At 71.0% G+C, this 18671-nt stretch carries 18 protein-coding genes and 2 pseudogenes; 14 read left to right on the top strand and 6 right to left on the bottom strand.

The genetic code is table 11. The annotated features are described in order from the left end of the window. Positions 1-13: 13 nt before the first annotated feature. A complete protein-coding gene (locus tag ACFPP6_RS11395) occupies positions 14-883 on the bottom strand; it encodes a pyridoxamine 5'-phosphate oxidase family protein (RefSeq protein ID WP_382039834.1) in 870 nt (289 codons plus the stop codon). A 103-nt stretch (positions 884-986) separates the two neighbouring features. Here ACFPP6_RS11395 and ACFPP6_RS11390 point away from each other — a divergent pair, with 103 nt between their 5' ends. The 8 genes and pseudogenes from ACFPP6_RS11390 to ACFPP6_RS11355 all read left to right on the top strand — a co-directional run. After that, positions 987-1601, top strand: a complete 615-nt coding sequence (locus tag ACFPP6_RS11390; protein WP_382039831.1) for a TetR/AcrR family transcriptional regulator — start codon at positions 987-989, stop codon at positions 1599-1601. Positions 1602-2035: 434 nt separating this feature from the next. Further along, positions 2036-2353 (top strand): hypothetical protein, encoded by a 318-nt coding sequence (locus ACFPP6_RS11385; protein ID WP_382039828.1) that lies wholly within the window; start codon positions 2036-2038, stop codon positions 2351-2353. Positions 2354-2620: 267 nt separating this feature from the next. Then, the gene (locus ACFPP6_RS11380) at positions 2621-3547 is read left to right on the top strand and encodes a bifunctional MaoC family dehydratase N-terminal/OB-fold nucleic acid binding domain-containing protein (RefSeq protein WP_382039826.1); all 927 of its coding nucleotides are present in this window, start codon (positions 2621-2623) and stop codon (positions 3545-3547) included. Further along, a complete protein-coding gene (locus tag ACFPP6_RS11375; RefSeq protein WP_382039824.1) occupies positions 3544-3945 on the top strand; it encodes a hotdog family protein in 402 nt (133 codons plus the stop codon). The genes ACFPP6_RS11380 and ACFPP6_RS11375 overlap by 4 nt, the downstream gene beginning before the upstream one ends. Continuing rightward, on the top strand, positions 3942-5087 hold the full coding sequence (locus tag ACFPP6_RS11370; protein ID WP_382039821.1) for a lipid-transfer protein: 1146 nt from the start codon (positions 3942-3944) through the stop codon (positions 5085-5087). Before ACFPP6_RS11375 ends, ACFPP6_RS11370 begins: the two co-directional genes overlap by 4 nt. 53 nt (positions 5088-5140) lie before the next feature. Continuing rightward, positions 5141-5974 carry a DUF1906 domain-containing protein gene (locus ACFPP6_RS11365; RefSeq protein ID WP_382039818.1) on the top strand — a complete coding sequence of 278 codons (834 nt, stop codon included), beginning with the start codon at positions 5141-5143 and terminating at the stop codon, positions 5972-5974. Positions 5975-6194: 220 nt separating this feature from the next. Beyond that, positions 6195-6734: a SigE family RNA polymerase sigma factor gene (locus ACFPP6_RS11360; RefSeq protein ID WP_382039815.1), complete on the top strand. Its 540-nt coding sequence runs from the start codon at positions 6195-6197 to the stop codon at positions 6732-6734. 150 nt (positions 6735-6884) lie between these two features. Continuing rightward, positions 6885-7592, top strand: a pseudogene (locus ACFPP6_RS11355) (AMP-binding protein); the annotation flags it as partial. A 107-nt stretch (positions 7593-7699) separates the two neighbouring features. Here the strand turns inward: ACFPP6_RS11355 and ACFPP6_RS11350 are convergent. From ACFPP6_RS11350 to ACFPP6_RS11335, 4 genes are all read right to left on the bottom strand, one after another. After that, entirely contained in the window at positions 7700-8008 is a 309-nt protein-coding gene (locus ACFPP6_RS11350; protein WP_382039812.1) for a hypothetical protein, read from the bottom strand. Positions 8009-8113: 105 nt separating this feature from the next. Beyond that, complete coding sequence (locus tag ACFPP6_RS11345; RefSeq protein ID WP_382039809.1) at positions 8114-9223, bottom strand: methyltransferase domain-containing protein; 1110 nt, start codon at positions 9221-9223, stop codon at positions 8114-8116. After that, a complete protein-coding gene (locus ACFPP6_RS11340; RefSeq protein ID WP_382039806.1) occupies positions 9220-10221 on the bottom strand; it encodes an MvdC/MvdD family ATP grasp protein in 1002 nt (333 codons plus the stop codon). Before ACFPP6_RS11340 ends, ACFPP6_RS11345 begins: the two co-directional genes overlap by 4 nt. A gap of 6 nt (positions 10222-10227) precedes the next feature. Then, positions 10228-10473, bottom strand: coding sequence for a hypothetical protein (locus ACFPP6_RS11335; protein WP_382039803.1), 246 nt, complete (start codon positions 10471-10473; stop codon positions 10228-10230). A gap of 1048 nt (positions 10474-11521) precedes the next feature. Here ACFPP6_RS11335 and ACFPP6_RS11330 point away from each other — a divergent pair. The 5 genes and pseudogenes from ACFPP6_RS11330 to ACFPP6_RS11310 all read left to right on the top strand — a co-directional run. Next, a pseudogene (locus ACFPP6_RS11330) lies at positions 11522-11734 on the top strand (helix-turn-helix domain-containing protein); the annotation flags it as partial. Positions 11735-12103: 369 nt separating this feature from the next. Further along, the gene (locus ACFPP6_RS11325) at positions 12104-12787 is read left to right on the top strand and encodes a DNA-binding protein (RefSeq protein WP_382040156.1); all 684 of its coding nucleotides are present in this window, start codon (positions 12104-12106) and stop codon (positions 12785-12787) included. Between the two features lie 14 nt (positions 12788-12801). Continuing rightward, a complete protein-coding gene (locus ACFPP6_RS11320; protein WP_382039800.1) occupies positions 12802-13278 on the top strand; it encodes a hypothetical protein in 477 nt (158 codons plus the stop codon). Positions 13279-13454: 176 nt separating this feature from the next. Beyond that, positions 13455-14861 carry a recombinase family protein gene (locus tag ACFPP6_RS11315; protein WP_382039797.1) on the top strand — a complete coding sequence of 469 codons (1407 nt, stop codon included), beginning with the start codon at positions 13455-13457 and terminating at the stop codon, positions 14859-14861. 74 nt (positions 14862-14935) lie between these two features. After that, positions 14936-16594, top strand: coding sequence for a long-chain fatty acid--CoA ligase (locus ACFPP6_RS11310; RefSeq protein ID WP_382039794.1), 1659 nt, complete (start codon positions 14936-14938; stop codon positions 16592-16594). 106 nt (positions 16595-16700) lie between these two features. On the opposite strand, the gene ACFPP6_RS11305 is transcribed toward ACFPP6_RS11310, so the two are convergent. After that, on the bottom strand, positions 16701-17951 hold the full coding sequence (locus ACFPP6_RS11305) for an MFS transporter (RefSeq protein ID WP_382039791.1): 1251 nt from the start codon (positions 17949-17951) through the stop codon (positions 16701-16703). 129 nt (positions 17952-18080) lie between these two features. On the opposite strand from ACFPP6_RS11305, the gene ACFPP6_RS11300 reads away from it, so the two are divergent. Then, a complete protein-coding gene (locus tag ACFPP6_RS11300) occupies positions 18081-18671 on the top strand; it encodes a TetR/AcrR family transcriptional regulator (protein WP_382039788.1) in 591 nt (196 codons plus the stop codon).

Here is an 18671-nt window from a genome sequence, read left to right as displayed (position 1 = left end):
CCGCCGAGCCCGCTCAACCCAGGTGGTCCGTCGTCGTACGGACCACCCGCTCCACGTCGATCTCCACCACCCTCTCGACCTCCGGCCCCCACCGCTCCGGCGGTGGCCGGTGGTCGACGGCCGCGCGGCCGCTGATCTGTACGGTCTGCCCGGTCGCGAAGTCGGGCAGCACGAGCCCGACCCGGGGGTGGCTCCACAGGTTGCCGAGCGTGTTGAACAGGGCGTTGCCCGAGTAGTCCGGCAGCTCGACCCGCCCCGGGCCGGTCACCCGGAGGAAGCCCGCCGGCCCGCCGCGGTGGGAGACGTCGGCCCCGGCCTCGGGGTGCCGGGTCGCGATGAACAGGGTGTCCCTGCGGGCGATGAACCGGCGCTCCCAGTCGGTCAGCCGGCCGAGCGCGGTGGTCCTCGGGCCCTGGGCGAACGGTGCGGGGTCCACCAGGCGCTGCCGGATGTGGCGCGGGCAGTTCCCGTACGCCTCCTCCACGTCCATCTCGATCACGGACGGATCCCAGCGGCGGACGCGGCCGTTGACCCTGAACCTGCGGCGCCGGATGAAGTCCATGGCGATGAGGGCGACCTGGTCGGAAGGGCCTGCCGGCACGCAGGGGTCGCCTTCGGCGCGTGCGGCGCAGATGCGTACGGCCTTCGGCCCCGTCCGTACGAACCCGGCCTCGCCGGTCAGGACCGTGGCCCACATCCGGCCCTCCTCGTCGGCCGTGCCCAGGGCCACGCACGACACGGTGGAGAGGAACAGCCCGGCGACGGGGGAGAGCTGCTCGCCCAGGGTCCTCGCGACCAGGGCCGCCCTGTCGTCGGCCCCGGCGGCCTGCTGCACGGCCCGTTCGCCCTCGTGGAACGTACGGATGCGCGGTGCGGTCGTCATGCCGGGGACCCTAACCGTGGAACGGGGAAGCGGAGTTGAGGCGTCATGAGCGAGACGGTACCGTACGGTACCGTCTCCTGGCGGCCGCCCCTAGACTGGCGGCATGCCAGTGAAGCCGGGAGCGACCATCGATCCGCTTGCGACCCGGGCCCGCGTGCTGTCCAGCGCCGTCCAGCTGTTCTACGAGCGCGGGGTGCACACCGTGGGGGTGGATGAGATCGCCCACCACGCGGGCGCCTCGAAGCTGACGATCTACCGCAACTTCGGCTCCAAGGAAGGCCTCGTCGAGGCCGTGCTGGAGTACCGCAGCGAGCACATCCACCGGTGGCTGGTCACCCACCTGGAGGGCGTGCCCGCCGGCCGCGAGCGCGTGCTCGCCCTCTTCGACCTGCTCATCCGCTGGTACGAGCGGGACGGCTACTGCGGCTGCGCCGTGATCAACGCCGCCGTGGAGACGCGCCACCTCGACGGCCCGGTGCGGCAGCTGCCCCGCGCCCACCTGACGCGCTACCGCGAGCTGCTCGAAGAGCTGCTCGCCGGGGCGGGGGCCGGGCGGCCGGCGGTCCTCGCCCGGCACCTGCTGATCCTGATCGAGGGCGCCACGACGATCACGGCGATCGACGGGGACCCCGCCGCCGGTCACGATGCGCGGGCAGCGGCGGAAGTCCTCCTCGACGCGGCCTGCGCCGCTCCGGCCGACTCGCGCTCCCTTCACTGACCTTCGCTGACCTTCACTGGCCGTAGCTGACCTGCGTTGACCTGCATTGACCTGCGTTGACCTGTGCTGGCCTGCGCTGCGCTGCCTGAACGTTCACGCCCTCAGCGGTGTTCACTTCTTGGCCATGTTTACGGAATTGGCCGAAATCTCGCCGGAACGGTTCTGCCCTTGTGGTGCATGGGTCCCCAGGGTTCCCTGAGGGGCGCGGGCCGGGGGCTGTCAGGCGTGGCGGGGGTTTATTCGGGAGTGGTCATGCTTGCGAGGGAATGGGGAGGGACGGGTGGTTCGCCGGGGATTCGGTGGGCAAACCTCGGATCGCGACGTCGAAAACCTCGCCGGGCGGTCGGCCAACTGCTCGGCACCGCACAGTAGTTCCGTGCACTCGGTCTACTCGTGGCAGTTCCGCTCAGCGTTCTCGTTCTGGAGGAATAGAAATGGCAAGCACCCGCACTGCTCGCGTCCTCACCACTGCTGCCGCTCTGCCTGTGGCGGCGGTCCTCCTCTCCGGCGTCGCCCACGCCGATGACGACGGCAACGGCAACCAGGTGGCCAACCGCGGTTCCAACGCGGCTGCCGCTGCGGTCGTGGGGAGCGGCGTCGGGGGTTCCAACCACGGGAACTCCACGACGGGCCAGCAGCAGGCCACGGGTACCGGTGCCTCGAACCAGAGCAACACCGCGAGCGTGAGCGGGCCGGCCCGCACGGCCATCCGCCAGGACAACGTCTCGGTGGTCTTCACCAACCTGTGGTAGCTCCTGGGGCCCCGGGGGCGGGGCCGCACAGGTGGTCGAGCTGACGTGGTCGAGCTGACCTGGCCAAGCTGACGTGGCCAGTGGTGTGACCGGCTGATGTGATCGGCTTTTCGTGAACTGGGTCTGGTGATGGTGGCGCGACGGCACTCGGGTGCCGTCGCGCAGCCATGTGCGGGGGCCGCCGCCGTGCCCCGCCGGTCGCCGCGGCCCTTGACACCTCCCGCAAATCTGACGGACAGTCAGAAAAACTCGCGAGGAGGGGTCCGCGTGCCCGTACCCGTGCCCAGCGACGTGCACCACCTGCTCAAGCCCTTCGAGGGCAGGCCCGCAGCCGTCTCCGCACGCGCCGCGGACCCCGTCAACGCCCCGATGATCAGGCACTGGTGCGAGGCCCTGGGCGACACCAACCCCGCCTACGCCGGGGACGACCCGATCGCTCCGCCCACCATGCTCCAGGCGTGGACCCTGCCCGGCCTCTCCACGGCCCGCGCCGGGCGCGCCCCCGCTCACGACGAGCTCTTCGCCCTGCTCGACGGCGCCGGATACACCGCGGTCGTCGCCACCGACTGCGAGCAGGAGTACGTACGCCCGCTGCGGCCCGGGGACGAGATCACGTTCGATTCGGTCATCGAGACCGTCTCCCCCCGCAAGACCACCCGGCTCGGGGCGGGCTACTTCATCACCACGGCGATGCGGCTGCGGGTGGGCGGCGAGCCGGTGGGCACCCACCGCTTCCGGATCCTCAAGTACGCCCCTGCGGGATCAGGTCCGACGCACCCCCGCCCCCGCCCCGTGATCAACCGCGACAACGCCCCCTTCTGGGAGGGCGTCGCCGCGCACAAGCTGCTCATCCAGCGCTGCGCCGCCTGCGGCACGCTCCGCTTCCCCTGGCTGCCGGGCTGCGGCCGCTGCGGCTCTCCCGAGTGGGGGACGACCGAGGCCTCCGGCTCCGGCACGGTCCATTCGTACGTGGTCGTGCACCACCCGCCGTTCCCCGCCTTCGATCCGCCCTACGCCGTCGCGCTCGTCGAACTGGCCGAGGGCGTACGGATGATCAGCAGCATCACCGGGGTGCCGCACGACCGCGTGCGCATCGGCATGCCCGTCGAGCTGGAATTCATACGAGTGGACGCGGAGTGGGAACTTCCGGTGTTTCGCGCTCGCGCGGACCGGGCGGCGGGAGCGGACGCATGACGCCCGGCGACGAACTCCCGCCCCTCACCGTTCCCATCACCCGTACGCTCGTCATCGCGGGTGCCATCGCCTCCCGTGACTACCAGGACGTGCACCACGACGCCGAGGCGGCCCGCGCAAAGGGCTCTCCTGACATCTTCATGAACATCCTCACCACCAATGGTCTGGTGGGCCGTTACGTCACCGACCGTCTCGGCCCGGAGGCCGTCCTCCGCAAGGTTTCGATCCGGCTCGGGGTGCCCAGTTATCCGGGCGACGTTCTGGTGCTGACCGGAAGGATCCTTTCCGTGAGCGAGCGCACCATCGAGATCTCCGTGGTCGGGACGAATCGCCTCGGCCGCCATGTCACCGGCCGGGTCGTGGCCGACCGCCCTTCCCGCGCCCGGGCCGGCGGATGATCGGCGGCACCGCGGCCGTCGTCGGCATCGGCGCCACCGCCTTCACCAAGGACTCCGGCCGCAGCGAGCTCGCCCTGGCTGCGGAGGCCGTGCGCGCGGCGCTCGACGACGCCGGGCTCGGCCCCGGCGACGTGGACGGCATGGTCACCTTCACCATGGACACCAGCCCCGAGATCACCGTCGCCCAGGCGGCCGGCATCGGCGAGCTGACGTTCTTCTCCCGCGTCCACTACGGCGGCGGCGCCGCCTGCGCCACCGTCCAGCAGGCCGCCCTCGCCGTCACGGCCGGCATCGCCGGCGTCGTCGTCTGCTACCGCGCCTTCAACGAGCGCTCCGGCCGTCGCTTCGGCGCCGGGGTGCAGGGGCGCGAGCCCTCGGCGGAGGGCGTGGCGCTCGGCTGGGGGCTGCCGTACGGGCTGCTCACGCCGGCGTCCTGGGCAGCCATGAGCGCCCGCCGCTACCTGCACGAGTACGGCCTGGAGCCGGAGGTCTTCGGGCACGTCGCCGTCACCGACCGGCGCCACGCCGCGACCAACCCGGCCGCGTACTTCCACGGCCGCCCGATCACCCTCGCCGACCACGCCGCCTCCCGCTGGATCGCCGAGCCGCTGCGGCTGCTCGACTGCTGCCAGGAGACGGACGGCGGCCAGGCCCTGGTCGTCACCTCCCTCGAGCGGGCCCGCACGCTGCGGCACCCGCCCGCCGTGGTCGTTGCCGCGGCCCAGGGCGCCGGCCGCGCGCAGGAGCAGATGACCAGCTACTACCGGGACGACATCGACGGCCTCCCCGAAATGGGCGTCGTCGCCCGGCAACTGTGGGGGAGCAGCGGACTGGGCCCCGCGGACGTGGACGTTGCCGTCCTCTACGACCACTTCACGCCGTACGTGCTGATGCAGCTGGAGGAGTTCGGCTTCTGCGGGCCCGGCGAAGGGGCCGCGTTCGTGGCGGCGGACGCGCTGCCGCTGAACACCCACGGCGGGCAGCTGGGCGAGGCGTACCTGCACGGCATGAACGGGATCGCCGAGGCGGTGCGGCAGCTGCGCGGCACCGCCGTGAACCAGGTGCCGGACGCCTCCCGGGCGCTGGTCACCGCCGGTACCGGAGTTCCCACGTCCGGGCTGCTTCTCGGGGCAGACGGATGAACGGAGGGCGTGTCACGGAAGGGGGCCGGTCGGTGGCGCCTTTGACTCCGGGTATGGACCGACGAAGGAAGATCATCGGATATCTCCTCGCCCTGATGGCGGTGGTGGCCCAGCTGGCCGGCGCCGAGCCCGCGGGCGCCGGTGACCGGGGCGACCCGAGGGACGAGGGGGCTTCCGTCTTCAGGGGCTGGGGCCTGGACACCTGCCAGGCGCCGGCGCTGACCACGCTGAGCGCGTGGAAGTCGTCCGACTACCGGGCCGTCGGCGTCTACTTCGCCGGCCGCGCCCGCGCCTGCCCGCACCAGACCTACCTCAGCGAGCGCTGGCTGGAGGGCGCCGACGACCTGGGCTGGCGCGTCCTGCCGATCTACGTCGGCTCGCAGTCCCCGTGCGTGCGGGCGAGCAACAAGCGGGGCTTCCTGATCGGGTCCTACCCCTACGACCAGGGCCAGTCGGAGGGCGAGGATGCCGTCTCCCGGGCCTCCGCGCTCGGCATCGTCTCCCGCAGCGCCCTCTACCTCGACATGGAGGCCTACGACGACAAGGACGGCGACTGCGCCCGCACGACGCTGTCCTACATCCGCGGCTGGAACGCGGCCGTGCGCGGCGGCGGCTACCTGCCGGGCTTCTACAGCAGCGCCGAGTCGGGGGTGCGGCACATGGACCGGGCGCGACGCTCGGGCACGACCGGGCTGCCCGACGTGCTCTGGTTCGCCCGCTGGCGGGTCGAGCCCACGACGGACCGCGAGCCGCTGATCGGCCGGACGGCCTGGCAGCCGCACCGCCGCATCCACCAGTACCAGGGGAACGTCACCGAGTCGCACGGCGGACGGAAGCTGACCATCGACCGCAACCTGGTGGACGCACCCGTGGCGATCATCGACTGACCCCGGCCGAGGGCCGGTCGAGGACCCGGACGAGGACTCGGCCGAGCGCCCGGTCGAGGACCCGGTCCGGGCCCGGTCCGGGCCCGTACCCGGAGGAGGTCCCCTATTCCTCTCCCCCTCCGGGAGGTGGGGCCAGCCCCACCTGTACGACCTGAGGCGGACCGTCCTTCGGCACCTGCGGCCGATCCGCCGGGTACAGGTGCGCTCCTAGCGTTGAAGCATGACAGCAACCACGACGCCTGTGTGCACCAGCGCATCCACCGCCGTGTACCCGTCGTTCTCCTCCTACGTACGGGCACGCGGTCCGGTGCTGCAGCGCACCGCCCGCTCTCTGACCTCGAACCCGTGCGACGCGGAGGACCTGCTGCAGACCGCGCTGACCAAGACGTACCTGGCGTGGGAGCGCATAGAGGACCACCGGGCCCTGGACGGCTACGTGCGCCGGGCCCTGGTCAACACCCGCACCTCGCAGTGGCGCAAGCGCAAGGTCGACGAGTTCCCCTACGACGAGCTGCCCGAGCGCGAGGCGGCCCCGTCGGCGGACCCCGCCGAGCAGCAGGCGCTGCGCGACGCGATGTGGCGGGCCGTGCTGCGGCTGCCGGTGCGGCAGCGGGCCATGGTCGTCCTCAGGTATTACGAGGACCTGACCGAGGTGCAGACCGCCGAGCTGCTCGGGGTCTCCGTCGGCACGGTCAAGAGCGCCGTCTCCCGGGCGCTCGGCAAGCTCCGCGAGGACCCGGAGCTCTCCTGCGCCGCATGACATGCGTGTGACGGGCGTGTGACCGGCGGCGCGGGGGCGACGTGACGGAAAGTGCTCACCGCGGGGGCCCCGGGGTAGTGACTTACCGAGAGATACCCCAGCACAATCAGCGGACCACCACCCGCCGTACAGGTCTTCGGGAGGACCCCGGTGCTGAGCACGATGCAGGACGTACCGCTCACCGTCACACGCATCCTCGCCCATGGGGCGCGGGTGCACGGGGGCGCCACGGTGACCACCTGGACCGGGGACGGCGAGCCGCTGCGGCGCAGTTTCCGGGAGGTCGCCGAGCGGTCCGTGCAGCTGGCCCACGCGCTCCGCGACGAGCTCGGGGTGGTCGGCGACCAGCGCGTGGCCACGCTCATGTGGAACAACAGCGACCACCTGGAGGCGTACCTCGCGATCCCCTCCATGGGCGCCGTCCTGCACACGCTCAACCTGCGGCTGCCCGTCGAGCAGCTCGCCTGGATCGTCAACCACGCCGCCGACCGCGTGGTCATCGTCAACGGCTCGCTGCTGCCGCTGCTCGCCCCGCTCCTGCCGCACCTCGGCTGCGTCGAGCACGTGATCGTCTCGGGCCCGGGCGACCGCTCCGCGCTGGAGGGCTGCCGCCCGCGCGTGCACGAGTACGAGGAACTGCTCGCGGGCCGCCCCGTGGCCGGCTTCGACTGGCCGGAGCTCGACGAGCGGCAGGCCGCCGCCCTCTGCTACACGTCCGGCACCACCGGCGAGCCCAAGGGCGTCCTCTACAGCCACCGCTCGGTCTACCTCCACGCCATGGAGGTCAACGCCGCCTCGGCCTTCGGCCTGACCCCCGCCGACACCTGCCTGCCCGTCGTGCCGATGTTCCACGTCAGTGGGTCTAAAGGGGCACAACGGCAAAGGCGCAGGTCAGGGCCTCATCAGCCCGGCGTGAAGCGGCCCCGGTACTCCACTGAGTACCGGGGCCGCTTCATTTCAGGGGGTCAGCCGGCGCGCCGCTGTCGCTGCTGCTCCTCCAGATAGACCCGCTCCCTGTTCCGTGCAAGCTGCGCCTTGGCCAGTTGGAAAGGCATGTCTCGGCGGATGCCGGCGAGGAGCGGCCCCCGGGTTTCCCACTCCTCTTCGAAGGGGGCAGGCCCCGACCCGGCCGGTTCGGTGACGACGTAGGGCTCGCCGCTCCCGGGGCAGTCTCCCCACGCGCCGTCGTAGTACCGCGTGTGCGGGTGCAGCGTCCTGGTGACCCTGTTGACGTGGCCGGGGACGCGGCAGGTGGGGCAGCAGGGCATAGGCACGGGGGGTGCTCCTCTGTTGGCCGGCGGCGGTTTCACGGTATCGCTGCGGGTCAACGTCTGGCCCCGGAATCAGCGGAGTACCGGAGCCGTGGCGTCCTGGTCGGTTCAGGGGGTGAGGGTCCACCCCTGGCCGTCGGGGGCGTCGAGCCAGACGCGCTGTGCCTCCTCGTTGATCGTGACGCCGTAGCGATCAGGGCCGGGCTCGCCTGTGGTGAGGAATGTTTCGTACTCCTCTTCGAGGGCGGCCCAGAGGTGGCGGGGGCCAGCCTCGGTCACGGTGCCATCGGCCGTGAGGCTGGCGATGGAACCGTCGGGCGTCCAGACGCGGGCTCCCGTGGGCTTCCTGTCGTCGTCGAGGTCGTACTGCCATGTGAGGTCCGGGACAGCGATGCTCAGGAGGAAGCGGAAGTCGTTGTTGGCGATGGCGGCGGCGGGCAGGCGGGTAGGTCGGCCGGCGGCGTCGGGCAGGGTGGGCCGGCGGGTGGGCTGCCCGTCGCCGACACCACGCCGCAGCGGCATGAAGAACGCGCCGCCGGGGAGGAAGGCGCCTTCGGCTGTGCGCTCGCCGGTGCGGTGGATGCGGGCGAGGGCGTTGCCGAGCGGGGCGAGGATGAACCCTCCCTCGGCGAGTTGTCGCACGAGCGCGGGGGGGATGGTCCTGAGTTGGCAGGTGGCCGTGATGCGGTCGTACGGGGCCTTGTCCGGCCATCCGAAGCTTCCGTCGCCGGTGACGACGAGCGGGTGATGCCCGGTGGCGGCGAGGCGTTCACGGGCGGGGCCGGTGATGTCGGGCGAGACGTCGATGGTCACGACGTTGTCGTCGCCGAGCCGGTGCGCGAGCAGGGCGGCGTTGTAGCCGGTGCCGGCGCCCAGTTCGAGGACGCGCATGCTGTCCTTGACCTGCAACGCTTCGAGCATGGTTGCCATGATGGAGGGCTGTGAGCTGCTCGACGTGGCGGCGCCGTCGGTGCGGTGCGTGACGAGAGGCCGGTTTTCGTGAACGGTGGTGAGCCACTGCTCGCGGGTCTCGGGGTCGTCGCCGGTGATCTTGCGGCCGGTGTGGTCGTAGAAGTAGGGCACGCACTTGTGGCGGGGGATCTTCTCGAAGGCGTCCCGCCATGCGGGGTCGGTCAGGGCGCCGGCGTCGACGAGGGTCTGCGCGAGCTTGGCGCGTAGCTGCGCTGCTTCCTGGTCGAGATCGGTTTCGGTGCTCACGTCGTGCTGCCTTTCTCCAGAAGGTTGGCGAGGGCGTGTGTGATGGCGTCGCGGGTGTGGCCGATCCACGCCCATTGGCCGCCGGGGTTGACGTCGACGAGGTAGTGCGTGCCGTTGCTGTCGACGATGAAGTCGAGGGCGGCGAATGCGAGGTCGAGGCGCCACATCATGGCCTCGATTCCTCGTTGGACGTCCGGGGGCAGCAGGGCGGTGCTGTAGGTGAGGCTGTGGGAGTCGCGGCGCCAGTCGAGGCGGGCGGGGCCGGCCGGGGCGTGGATGGCGACGGGGAAGGTCTGGCCGTTGACGACGGTGACCCGGACCTCGTACGCCTTGTCGGTGATCTCGCGCTGAAAGAGGTGGGCGGTCAGGGCGATGCGGGGGTCGTTCCACTGCTCGGGTGGGACACGGTGGGTGTAGAGCTGTCCCCGGGTGTTGTTCTCGGTGTGGACGATGCCGCCGAGAACCTTCGTGATGATGTGGCCGCCGCATCGCTGGGCGAAGGGCGGGACGTCGGCGGGGTTGTTCGTGATCAGGGTTTCGGGGACGCGCAGGCCGGCCTCGGCCGCGGCGGCGAGTTGCCGGGGCTTGGTGCAGTCGGCGTTGCGCTCGGGGCGGTTGACCCATAGGACTCCGGGGAGGGAGCCGAGCACGCCGGAGACGGCGCGTTTGGCCTGCGAGGTGGCGAACGCCTGCTCGGGCCCGCTCATGGTCTCGGGGAAGGCAAACGGGGTGGGCTTGCGCCACCAGACGGCGCGGACTTCTGAGAGGTCCACGCCCCGCGTGGCGTGGCGCATGGCGCCCTTCCATCGGCCGTCGGCACCGAGCTCGGCGGACAGCGTAGAGCGGGTGGGGAAGTCGGCGAGGTCGGTGCGCCAGAAGGGTATGCCGCGGGTGTTCAGCTCGCGCAGTACGTAGTCGGCGGTCGGGTCCAGGGCGAAGGTGACGACGAGCACGCGCGGCGCCTGGCCGCGCGTGCTCTCACCGGATGGTGTGGTCATTGGGCGTCAGTCGTCGTTCTGGTCCTCGTCCACGCCGCCGATGGCGTCCTGGCCGTCGGACTCCGTGTTGCAGATGGTGTTGTTCATGTGCGCCGGGGTGTCGAGGCACACCTCGCCGTCGATGACGGAGAGCTGCGAGGCGGGGTCGACGGTGAACGTCTGCGACGGGATGCCCACGGGGGCCACGTTGGCCAGTGCGTCGAGGCCGAAGGGCCGGGTCGCGAGCGGGCCGGCCGGTTCGGGGTTGATCACGCGGTTCCGAGTCGGGAGTCGGTCAGTGAGTACAGACACAGGTTCTCCTCGAACTGGTTGTTCCGGTGCGGGGGCCTTCCCTGCACCGCCGTGCGGTGGTGCACCCGTCCGGCCGAAATCCCCAGGATCGGCCGGACGGGCGTTCGTGCCCTACCCCTCCGCCGGGAAGGGGTGTGGGGAGGTACGTCCGGCGGAAGGGTAGGAGTCTTCGGGGAGGGGCGGGCGTGCAGGCGGATCGTGATCGGCAGGGTGGTCTTCACTCCTGGGCATGGGCCTGTCTCTCGTGACGGCCCAAGACTACGTCAAGCGTGCCGACCCTGTCGATGTCGCCCTTGCTCGCAGCGGCGGCCAGCTTGGCTCGGATCCTCGCGCAGTCCTCACAGCCGGCGACGACTGCCGCCTTGACCTTCGGGACACGGGGCCTAGGCACGGTGGGCCTCCTCCCAATGCGTGTGGAACTCCCGCCGAGCCTGCTCCTCAAGAGGCCAGTTCACCGTTGGGGGCGTCCACGCCCGGCGCCTGTCGTCGTTCAGGCGCGAGCAGGTGCAGCACTCGTCTACCTTCTTGCCGATGACGACTCCGCCGGGGCCGGACGAGTGAGGCAGCGAGATTACTTTCGTTTCCGCTTCAGTGGTCACGGGGCCCCCTTGGCACCGACGTACACGGGCGAATCCGGCTGTCCCCGGCCCGCACGGTGGACCTCGCATCGGCAAGCCGGGTAGGCCATGGAACCCGCGGACGGGTCCGGACCATCCGCGGACTCCCCCAAATCACGGCGCAGCATGATGGTCCCGTCCGTGCCGCGCGCCGCAATCAGTCGCGACAAAAGCGCCCGGGTGGCGCTCGGCGCACTGACCGGGGCACCGGTTCCTTGAGGTCTTCCCATGTCGACTGCTCCTCGGTCCCGTTATTGCGTGAGACGAGAGAACCGCTGTTGCACGTGGGTCCGCCAGCGTTCATGCGCACCCTGCATACGGGTATGCAGCAGGCGGGTACGCGAGCTCGCATATCCGTTCTCCCCTACCTACCGTGAGAGGGACAGGCACCAATGAATTGGTCCGACAGCGCCGTACGGGCCGCGTCCTCACAAGGCGACTACGGACGGGTCATTCGTTTGGTCCGTGAGTCCGCGCGGCTGACTCAGGGCCAGCTCGGCGGCGCCTGCGGCTTGTCTCAGTCCGCGATCTCCCGCTTGGAGAAGCGAGGCGCAGGCGAGTACAACATGACCGCCCTCGCTCGGGCTGCTCACCATCTCGGCATCCCGCCCCGGCTGGTCGGCCTTGCCGACAGTGGCGCAGCACCGGGCGCGCTCAGAGATGGAAGCGATGAATTGGATCGGCGCGAATTCCTGGGTGGCGTGGCTGCGGTTGCAGCTACCCCAGCCCTGAAGGCAGCGACGCCCCCGCGCACAGAGTGGGAAGGCGGACAAGCAGCGGTGCTCCGTGTCGCAACGACCGCCTATCGGAGAATGGATGCCACGGCGCCGGCGCGCCAACTGTCTGACACTGTCCAGGGCCACATGCGGCTTGTTCAGACCGTAGCCGCACAGACGAACGATCCGCCAACTCGCACCCGCTTGGCAGCCGTTGGGAGCGAAGTTGCGAGCCTTGTTGGCTGGTTGAGTTGGGATATGGCTGACCAGGGGTCTGCGCGCACGTGGTACGGCGCAGCGATCAAGGCAGCGCGGCGGGCGGGGGACCCGTTGTTGATCGCATACCAGCAGGGGAGCTTGGCGCAGTTTGAGGTCGAGTACGGCAACTGTGCACAGGGGCTTGCCTTGATCCGCTCTGCGAGGCGGCAACTCGGCTCGGAGCGACCACCGATCGCGGCGGCGTGGCTCTCATCGCTCGAAGCAGTTGCGCACGCCACGGCTGGCGACGACCGGGCAGCCGATCGAGCGCTCACGGCCAGCGCTGCTGAAGCGGCCCGAATGACGGCGGACGCGGCACCACCATGGCCATGGGTCTTTACCTTCGACGAGCGCAAGATCGCAGCCGCCCGGGTGACCTGCGGTGCCCGGTTAGCGCGGCCCCGGTGGGTTCATTCCTCCGTCGCCGACGCATCGGCTGCTCTTTCGTCCAGCCACGAGAAGCAGCGAGCACTTCTAACCCTGGATGTCGCTACGGGGCACCTGGCCGCGGGTCATCTAGACGTCGCTTTTGGTCTCGCAACTCAGGCGCTCGACACCGGTCTGCGGCTACGCTCCGGACGGGTGGCCGAGCGCGCCCGGAACTTCCGCCGGGGCTACTCGTCCGCATCGCCGCCGGCGCTTGTCCGCGACTTCGACGGGCGGCTGAACGACGCCTACCTGTGATCGAGAGGGGACAGATGAGGATCGGCATCACTGGCCATCGCGGGCTGCCTGACGGGGTCGAACAGCGCGTGCGGCAGGATCTCGGGGAGGCGGTCAAGGCGTACCCGCCGGGTGAACTCGTCGGTGTCAGCTGCATTGCAGATGGCCCGGACGCCTGGTTTGCTCGGTCGGTGCTTGATCACGGGGGCCGAGTCGAGGTCATCATTCCCGCGGCGGGATACCGGAACAGCCTGCCTGACTGGCACCACGCGACCTATGACGAGCTCCTCGGCCGCGCCTCGGACGTCCATCACACTGGCCTTGACGAGTCCACTTCACAAGCGCACATGGCGGGAAGCGAACTCCTGGTCGGCCTAGTCGATGAAGTGCTCGCAGTGTGGGACGGCCAGCCCGCCCGAGGCTACGGCGGCACCGCGGACGTAGTCGCCTACGCTCGGCGCATAGGCGTGCCCGTGCGTGTGCTCTGGCCGGCCGGGGCGACCAGGGAGTGATAGAACGCAAAAATGCGCCCCCGCCCGGCCATGAAAGGCCGTGCGGGGGCGTTGTTCAGTGGGCGGCGGAGGCTTGCCATACGGAGACGATCACCGCTGCAAGACTGATCAGGGCGGCGAGGGACGGAAGGGGCCACCGGCTGCGCTCGACTGCGTCGAGGCGGGTGTCGAGGTCGGTGAGGTGCAAGATCGGCGGCCAACTCCAGTCCGCCACCGAGGAAATCGACGCCTCAACCGCAGTCGGAAAGTTCAACAGGTCCATCCTGTTCGACCTGGCAGTCTTCGAAAGCGACAGGGCCGGCGAGCAGTGGAAGGAGGCCCACGCACACCGCCGCGCCCTCCAGCTCCCCGCCACCGGCCGATCTCGCTTCGGCTACATCTGGCACCCCCGCCGCATCCCCGACCTCGACCGCCCCGGCGAGTGGAAGCTGCAAGAGGAGTGGTATCAGGTCGACGAACCGCGCGCCCCATACGTCGACAACGCCTACGAGCGGAAGGTCAACGGGACGGGCTTCAACAACCTCGTCCACTGGTACAACGGCCTCGGCTTCCGTACCAGCCGCGGCGGGCTCTGGTACGTCTCCAGCCTCTCCCGCTACATGGACAGCGGTTTCGCCGCCGGCCTCCTGCGCATCCACGACCCCAACTGCAAATGCGCCTTCACCGAGAACAACGGGTGCGTCAACAACAGGTGGGTATACATCCCAGGCGCGCACGAGCCCCTCATCGCGTGGGACCTGTGGGAGGCGTACCTGGAGCACCGGCAAGAGACGAAGAAGACCCCGCCCCGGGCCCGGAAGGCGACGTACGCCCTTACCGGCCTCACAGCACACGCTCTTTGTCGGTACCACCTGAGTCACGCATCCGACAGCGACGGCGCCGGGAAGTCCATACCCGGCCACTACCTCGTATGCGGCCAGCACAAGCACGGTCGCCGCCAGATATGCCCGACGAACATCAACGCCCGGAGAGTCGACGTCGAGCAAGAAGTGCGTAAATGGCTCGAACGGGAAGCCGCTGCCGGCATCGACACCGCGCCGGCCACCGAGCAAGCCCCCGCCGTCGTAAATGAACGAGCCGCCGCGGCCCGCGAGCGGGCCCAGCTGCAAGCCGAGCTGAGCAAGATCGAGAAGGCGCTCGACCGGCTCGTCACCGACTACGCACTCGACCCGGACAAGTACCCCGACGACTCGTTCGCCCGCGTGCGCGACCAGTTCACCAACAAAAAGGCCAGCCTCACAGCCGCGCTGAGCAAGATCGCCGAGGTGGAAAGCGCACCAACAGCCGAGGACTTTCACCCGATCGTCGTCGGCCTCGCCCAAGAGTGGGACACCCTCCTTGTCCAGGAGAAAAACGCCCTACTCAAGCAGATCACCCGCCGGGTGGCGGTCGGGTACGCCGACGACGGCAAGAAGCGAAACCGCGGCATCGTCGTCGAGGTACACCCCGTGTGGGAACCCGATCCGTGGGCGCCCAAGGAGATCTGCCGCGGACCGCTCGGTACGCGCCCGCACTGGTCGCCTGACGACCTGTGGGAGCGACCGGCCGTGTCTGACCCTGCCCTGCTAGCCCTCGCGAGCTAGTGACTTACCGCCGGGTACCCCAGCAGAATCTCCCGGGAAATACCCTCGCGTAACCGGCTTCCGGGAGGCCCCCGATGCAGAGCACCATGCAGGACGTACCGCTGCTTGTCTCACGAATCACGACCCACGGGTCAACGATTCACGGGCACGCCGAAGTCCGCACCTGGACCGGGGACGCCGCCGCTACCCAGCGGCGGACCTACGCAGAGGTAGGCGCCCGCGCCGCACAGCTCGCACACGCACTTCGTGACGAGCTTGGGGTGCAAGAGTCGGGCGTCGTCGGAACGCTCATGTGGAACAACGCGGAGCACCTTGAGGCGTACCTCGCCATTCCCTCCATGGGCGCCGTGCTCCACACCCTGAACCTGCGGCTGCCCGTCGAGCAGCTCGCCTACATCGTCAACCACGCCGCGGACCGCGTGATCATCGTCAACGGTTCGTTGCTGCCGCTGCTCGCCCCGCTGCTGCCGCACCTCGGCTCCGTCGAGCACGTGATCGTCTCCGGCCCCGGAGACCGGTCCGCGCTGGCCGGCTGTCGGGCGCAGGTGCACGAGTACGAGGAACTCCTCGTCGGCCGGCCGGAGCACTACGACTGGCCGGAGCTGGACGAGCGCCAGGCGGCGGCGCTCTGCTACACGTCGGGGACGACGGGCGACCCCAAGGGGGTGGCCTACAGCCACCGCTCGGTGTACCTCCACGCCATGGAGGTCAACGCGGCGGCCGCCTTCGGTCTCACCCCGGCCGACGTATGTGCCCCTTTGGTACCCATGTTCCACGTGAACGCCTGGGGCCTGCCGCACGCCGCCTTCATGGCCGGGACGTCCCTGCTGATGCCCGACCGCTTCCTGCAGCCCGCGCCGCTCGCCGAGATGATCGCCACCGAGCGGCCCACGGTGTCCGCCGGCGTTCCCACGATCTGGGCGGGCCTGCTCGCCGAGCTCGACGCGCGGCCGCGGGACCTGTCCTCGCTGCGTACGGTCATCAGCGGCGGCTCGGCCGCGCCGCCCGCGATGATGCGGGGCTTCCACGAGCGCCACGGCGTGCGGCTCGTGCAGGCGTGGGGGATGACGGAGACCTCGCCGCTGGGCTCGGTGGCCTACCCGCCGGCCGGTCTGAGCGAGGAGGAGGAGTGGCCCTACCGCGTCACCCAGGGCCGGCTGCCCTCCTCCGTGGAGGCCCGGCTCGCCGGCCCCGGCGGGGAGATCCTGCCCTGGGACGGGCAGTCGGCCGGTGAGCTGGAGGTGCGCGGGCCCTGGATCGCGGGCGCGTACTACGGCGGCGCGGCCGGGGAGCCCGTCCGGCCCGAGGACAAGTTCAGCCCCGACGGCTGGCTGCGCACGGGCGACGTCGGCACGATCACGTCCGACGGCTTCCTCACCCTCACCGACCGCGCCAAGGACGTGATCAAGTCGGGCGGCGAGTGGATCTCCTCCGTCGAGCTGGAGAACCACCTGATGGCCCACCCGGACGTCGCGGAGGCGGCCGTCGTGGCCGTCCCGGACGACAAGTGGGGCGAGCGCCCGCTCGCCGCCATCGTCCTCAAGGACGGCAAGCCCGCCGACTACGCCGCGCTGCGGGCGTTCCTCGGCGAGCGGGTGGCGCGCTGGCAGCTGCCCGAGCGGTGGGTGCGGATCGCGACCGTACCGAAGACGTCGGTGGGCAAGTTCGACAAGAAGGTGCTCCGCAAGCAGTACGCGGAGGGCGAGCTGGAGGTCACCGTCCTGGGCGGCTGACCCGCCGCGGGCGGATGACACGCAAACGCCGGGCAGGGGGCCGCCGATGAGGCCTCCTGCCCGGCGTCGGCGCAGCTGCCGCCGGTGCGCTGCCGTCAGCGCCTCGTCAGCGCTTGGCGCCCACCAGCGCGCTGCCGGCCCAGCCCACCGCCACGGCGGCCGCCGCGATCGCGCAGACGCCGTTCCAGCCCCAGTGGGCGTACGCCGGGCCCGCGAGGGCGGAGGCGCTCGCGCCGCCGACGAACGCCGTGACGACGTAGGCCGTGTTGGCCGCCGCGGGCGTGCCGGTCGAGGCCAGTGCCCGCGTCTGGTTGGCGACCTGACCGGCCATCAGGCCCGCGTGGATCAGCACGGCCGCCGCGCACAGCGCCCACAGCCGGTGCCCGCCGAGCCAGAACAGCGGCAGGGAGAGCGCCGTGAGCACGTAGGACGCGGTGACGACCCGGGTCGCGCCGAAGCGGTCGATGAGCGACCCCGACACGGGGGCGACGGCGGTCGAGACGAGGCCGAACAGGCCGAAGAGACCCGCGGTCGCCGTCGACATGCCGAACGGCTCGTCCGCGGTCAGCAGCAGGGCGAGCGTCGTCCACAGCGAGCTCCAGGCGCCGAAGAGACCGCCCTGGCGCAGGCACGCGGCCCGCAGCTCGGGGGAGCGGCGCAGCAGGCCCGGCAGCCCCGCGATGGCCTTGAGCGGCTGGGCGGCGCGGCGCGGCCGGGTCTCGGCCGGGAGCAGTACGGCGGTCAGCAGGCCGACCGCGACGGTGAGCGCGGCGGCGCCGAAGAAGACGGCGCGCCAGCCGTACGCCTGCCCGGCCAGGGAGCCGAGGACGCGGGCCGCGACGATGCCGGTGAACAGCCCGGCCACGACCGCGGCCACGTGCCGCCCGCGCCGGTCGGCGGGCGCCCGCTCGGCGACCAGCGGGACCAGCAGCTGCGGCACGACCGTCGCGGCGCAGGCCACCAGGACGGCCGCGGCCAGCGCGGGCAGGCCCGGCGCGAGGGCGGCCGCGACGAGGGCCGCACCGGCGACCGCGGACAGCACGGCCACCAGGCGGCGGCGGTCGGCGGTGTCCCCGAGCGGGGCGAACGCCAGCAGGCCGACGGCGTAACCGAGCTGGGCCACGGAGGCGATCCAGCCGGCCGCGGAGGGCGCGGCACCGAAGTCCTGCGCGATGAGGCCGAGGAGCGGGGCCGCGAGGTAGATGTTCGCGGCGGTGACGGCGGTGCAGAGGGCGATGACCGCGAGGAGGACGGTGTTGCCGCCGCGGGCGGGGGCGGGGGCGGCAGGCGGCGCCGGCCGCACGGGCGTGGCCGTGGCCGCGGGTGCGGGTGCGGGTGACGGCGTGGGCGTCGGCATGAGTGGTGTGGCTCCCCCGGGTGATGCGGTTCAGGCTGATGACCAACCGGCTTATAACCAACTGGTTGGTTATAAGTTTCACGTGAAACGGAACGTGCTGTCAACTGAATAGTTGGTTACTCTGGGTGTATGGCAGTCGTAAGGGACCCAGAGGCCACCAAGGCGCGCATCTTCGCGGCGGCCACCGCCGAGTTCGCCGCCCACGGCATCGCCGGCGCGCGCATCGACCGCATCGCCCGCGAGGCCAAGGCGAACAAGCAGCTCATCTACGCCTATTTCGGCGACAAGGCGGAGCTGTTCTCCCAGGTCCTCCAGCGGGCCCTGCTCGAACTCGCCTCCGCCGTGCCCGTCGACGCCGACGACCCCGACTGCTACGTCGACCGCCTGATGGAGTACCACAAGGCCCACCCCGAGCTGCTGCGGCTGCTCCTGTGGGAAGGGCTCGAGTACGGGGAGGGCGAGATCCCGCACGAGGCCGAGCGCCGCGCCCGCTACGACTCCAAGGCCGCGGCCTTCGCCGTCGCCCAGGAGGAGGGCACGGTCGACGCCGGGCTGCCGCCGCGGCACCTCGTCTTCCTGATCAGCGCGCTCGCCGGGTGGGCCACGGCCGTGCCGCAGTTCCGCCGGCTGCTCGTCGGCGGGGAGGACGGGGACCTGGACGCGCTGCGCGAGTCCGTGCGGACCGCGGCGCGCAGGATCACCCAGCCGGGCGGCGCCTAG

The sequence above is a fragment of the Streptomyces aureoversilis genome (assembly GCF_042657885.1).
In the GTDB taxonomy this organism is placed as follows: domain Bacteria; phylum Actinomycetota; class Actinomycetes; order Streptomycetales; family Streptomycetaceae; genus Streptomyces; species Streptomyces aureoversilis.
Note: the sequence above shows the minus strand (reverse complement) of the source record. Positions and strands in the feature narration are given on the sequence as shown.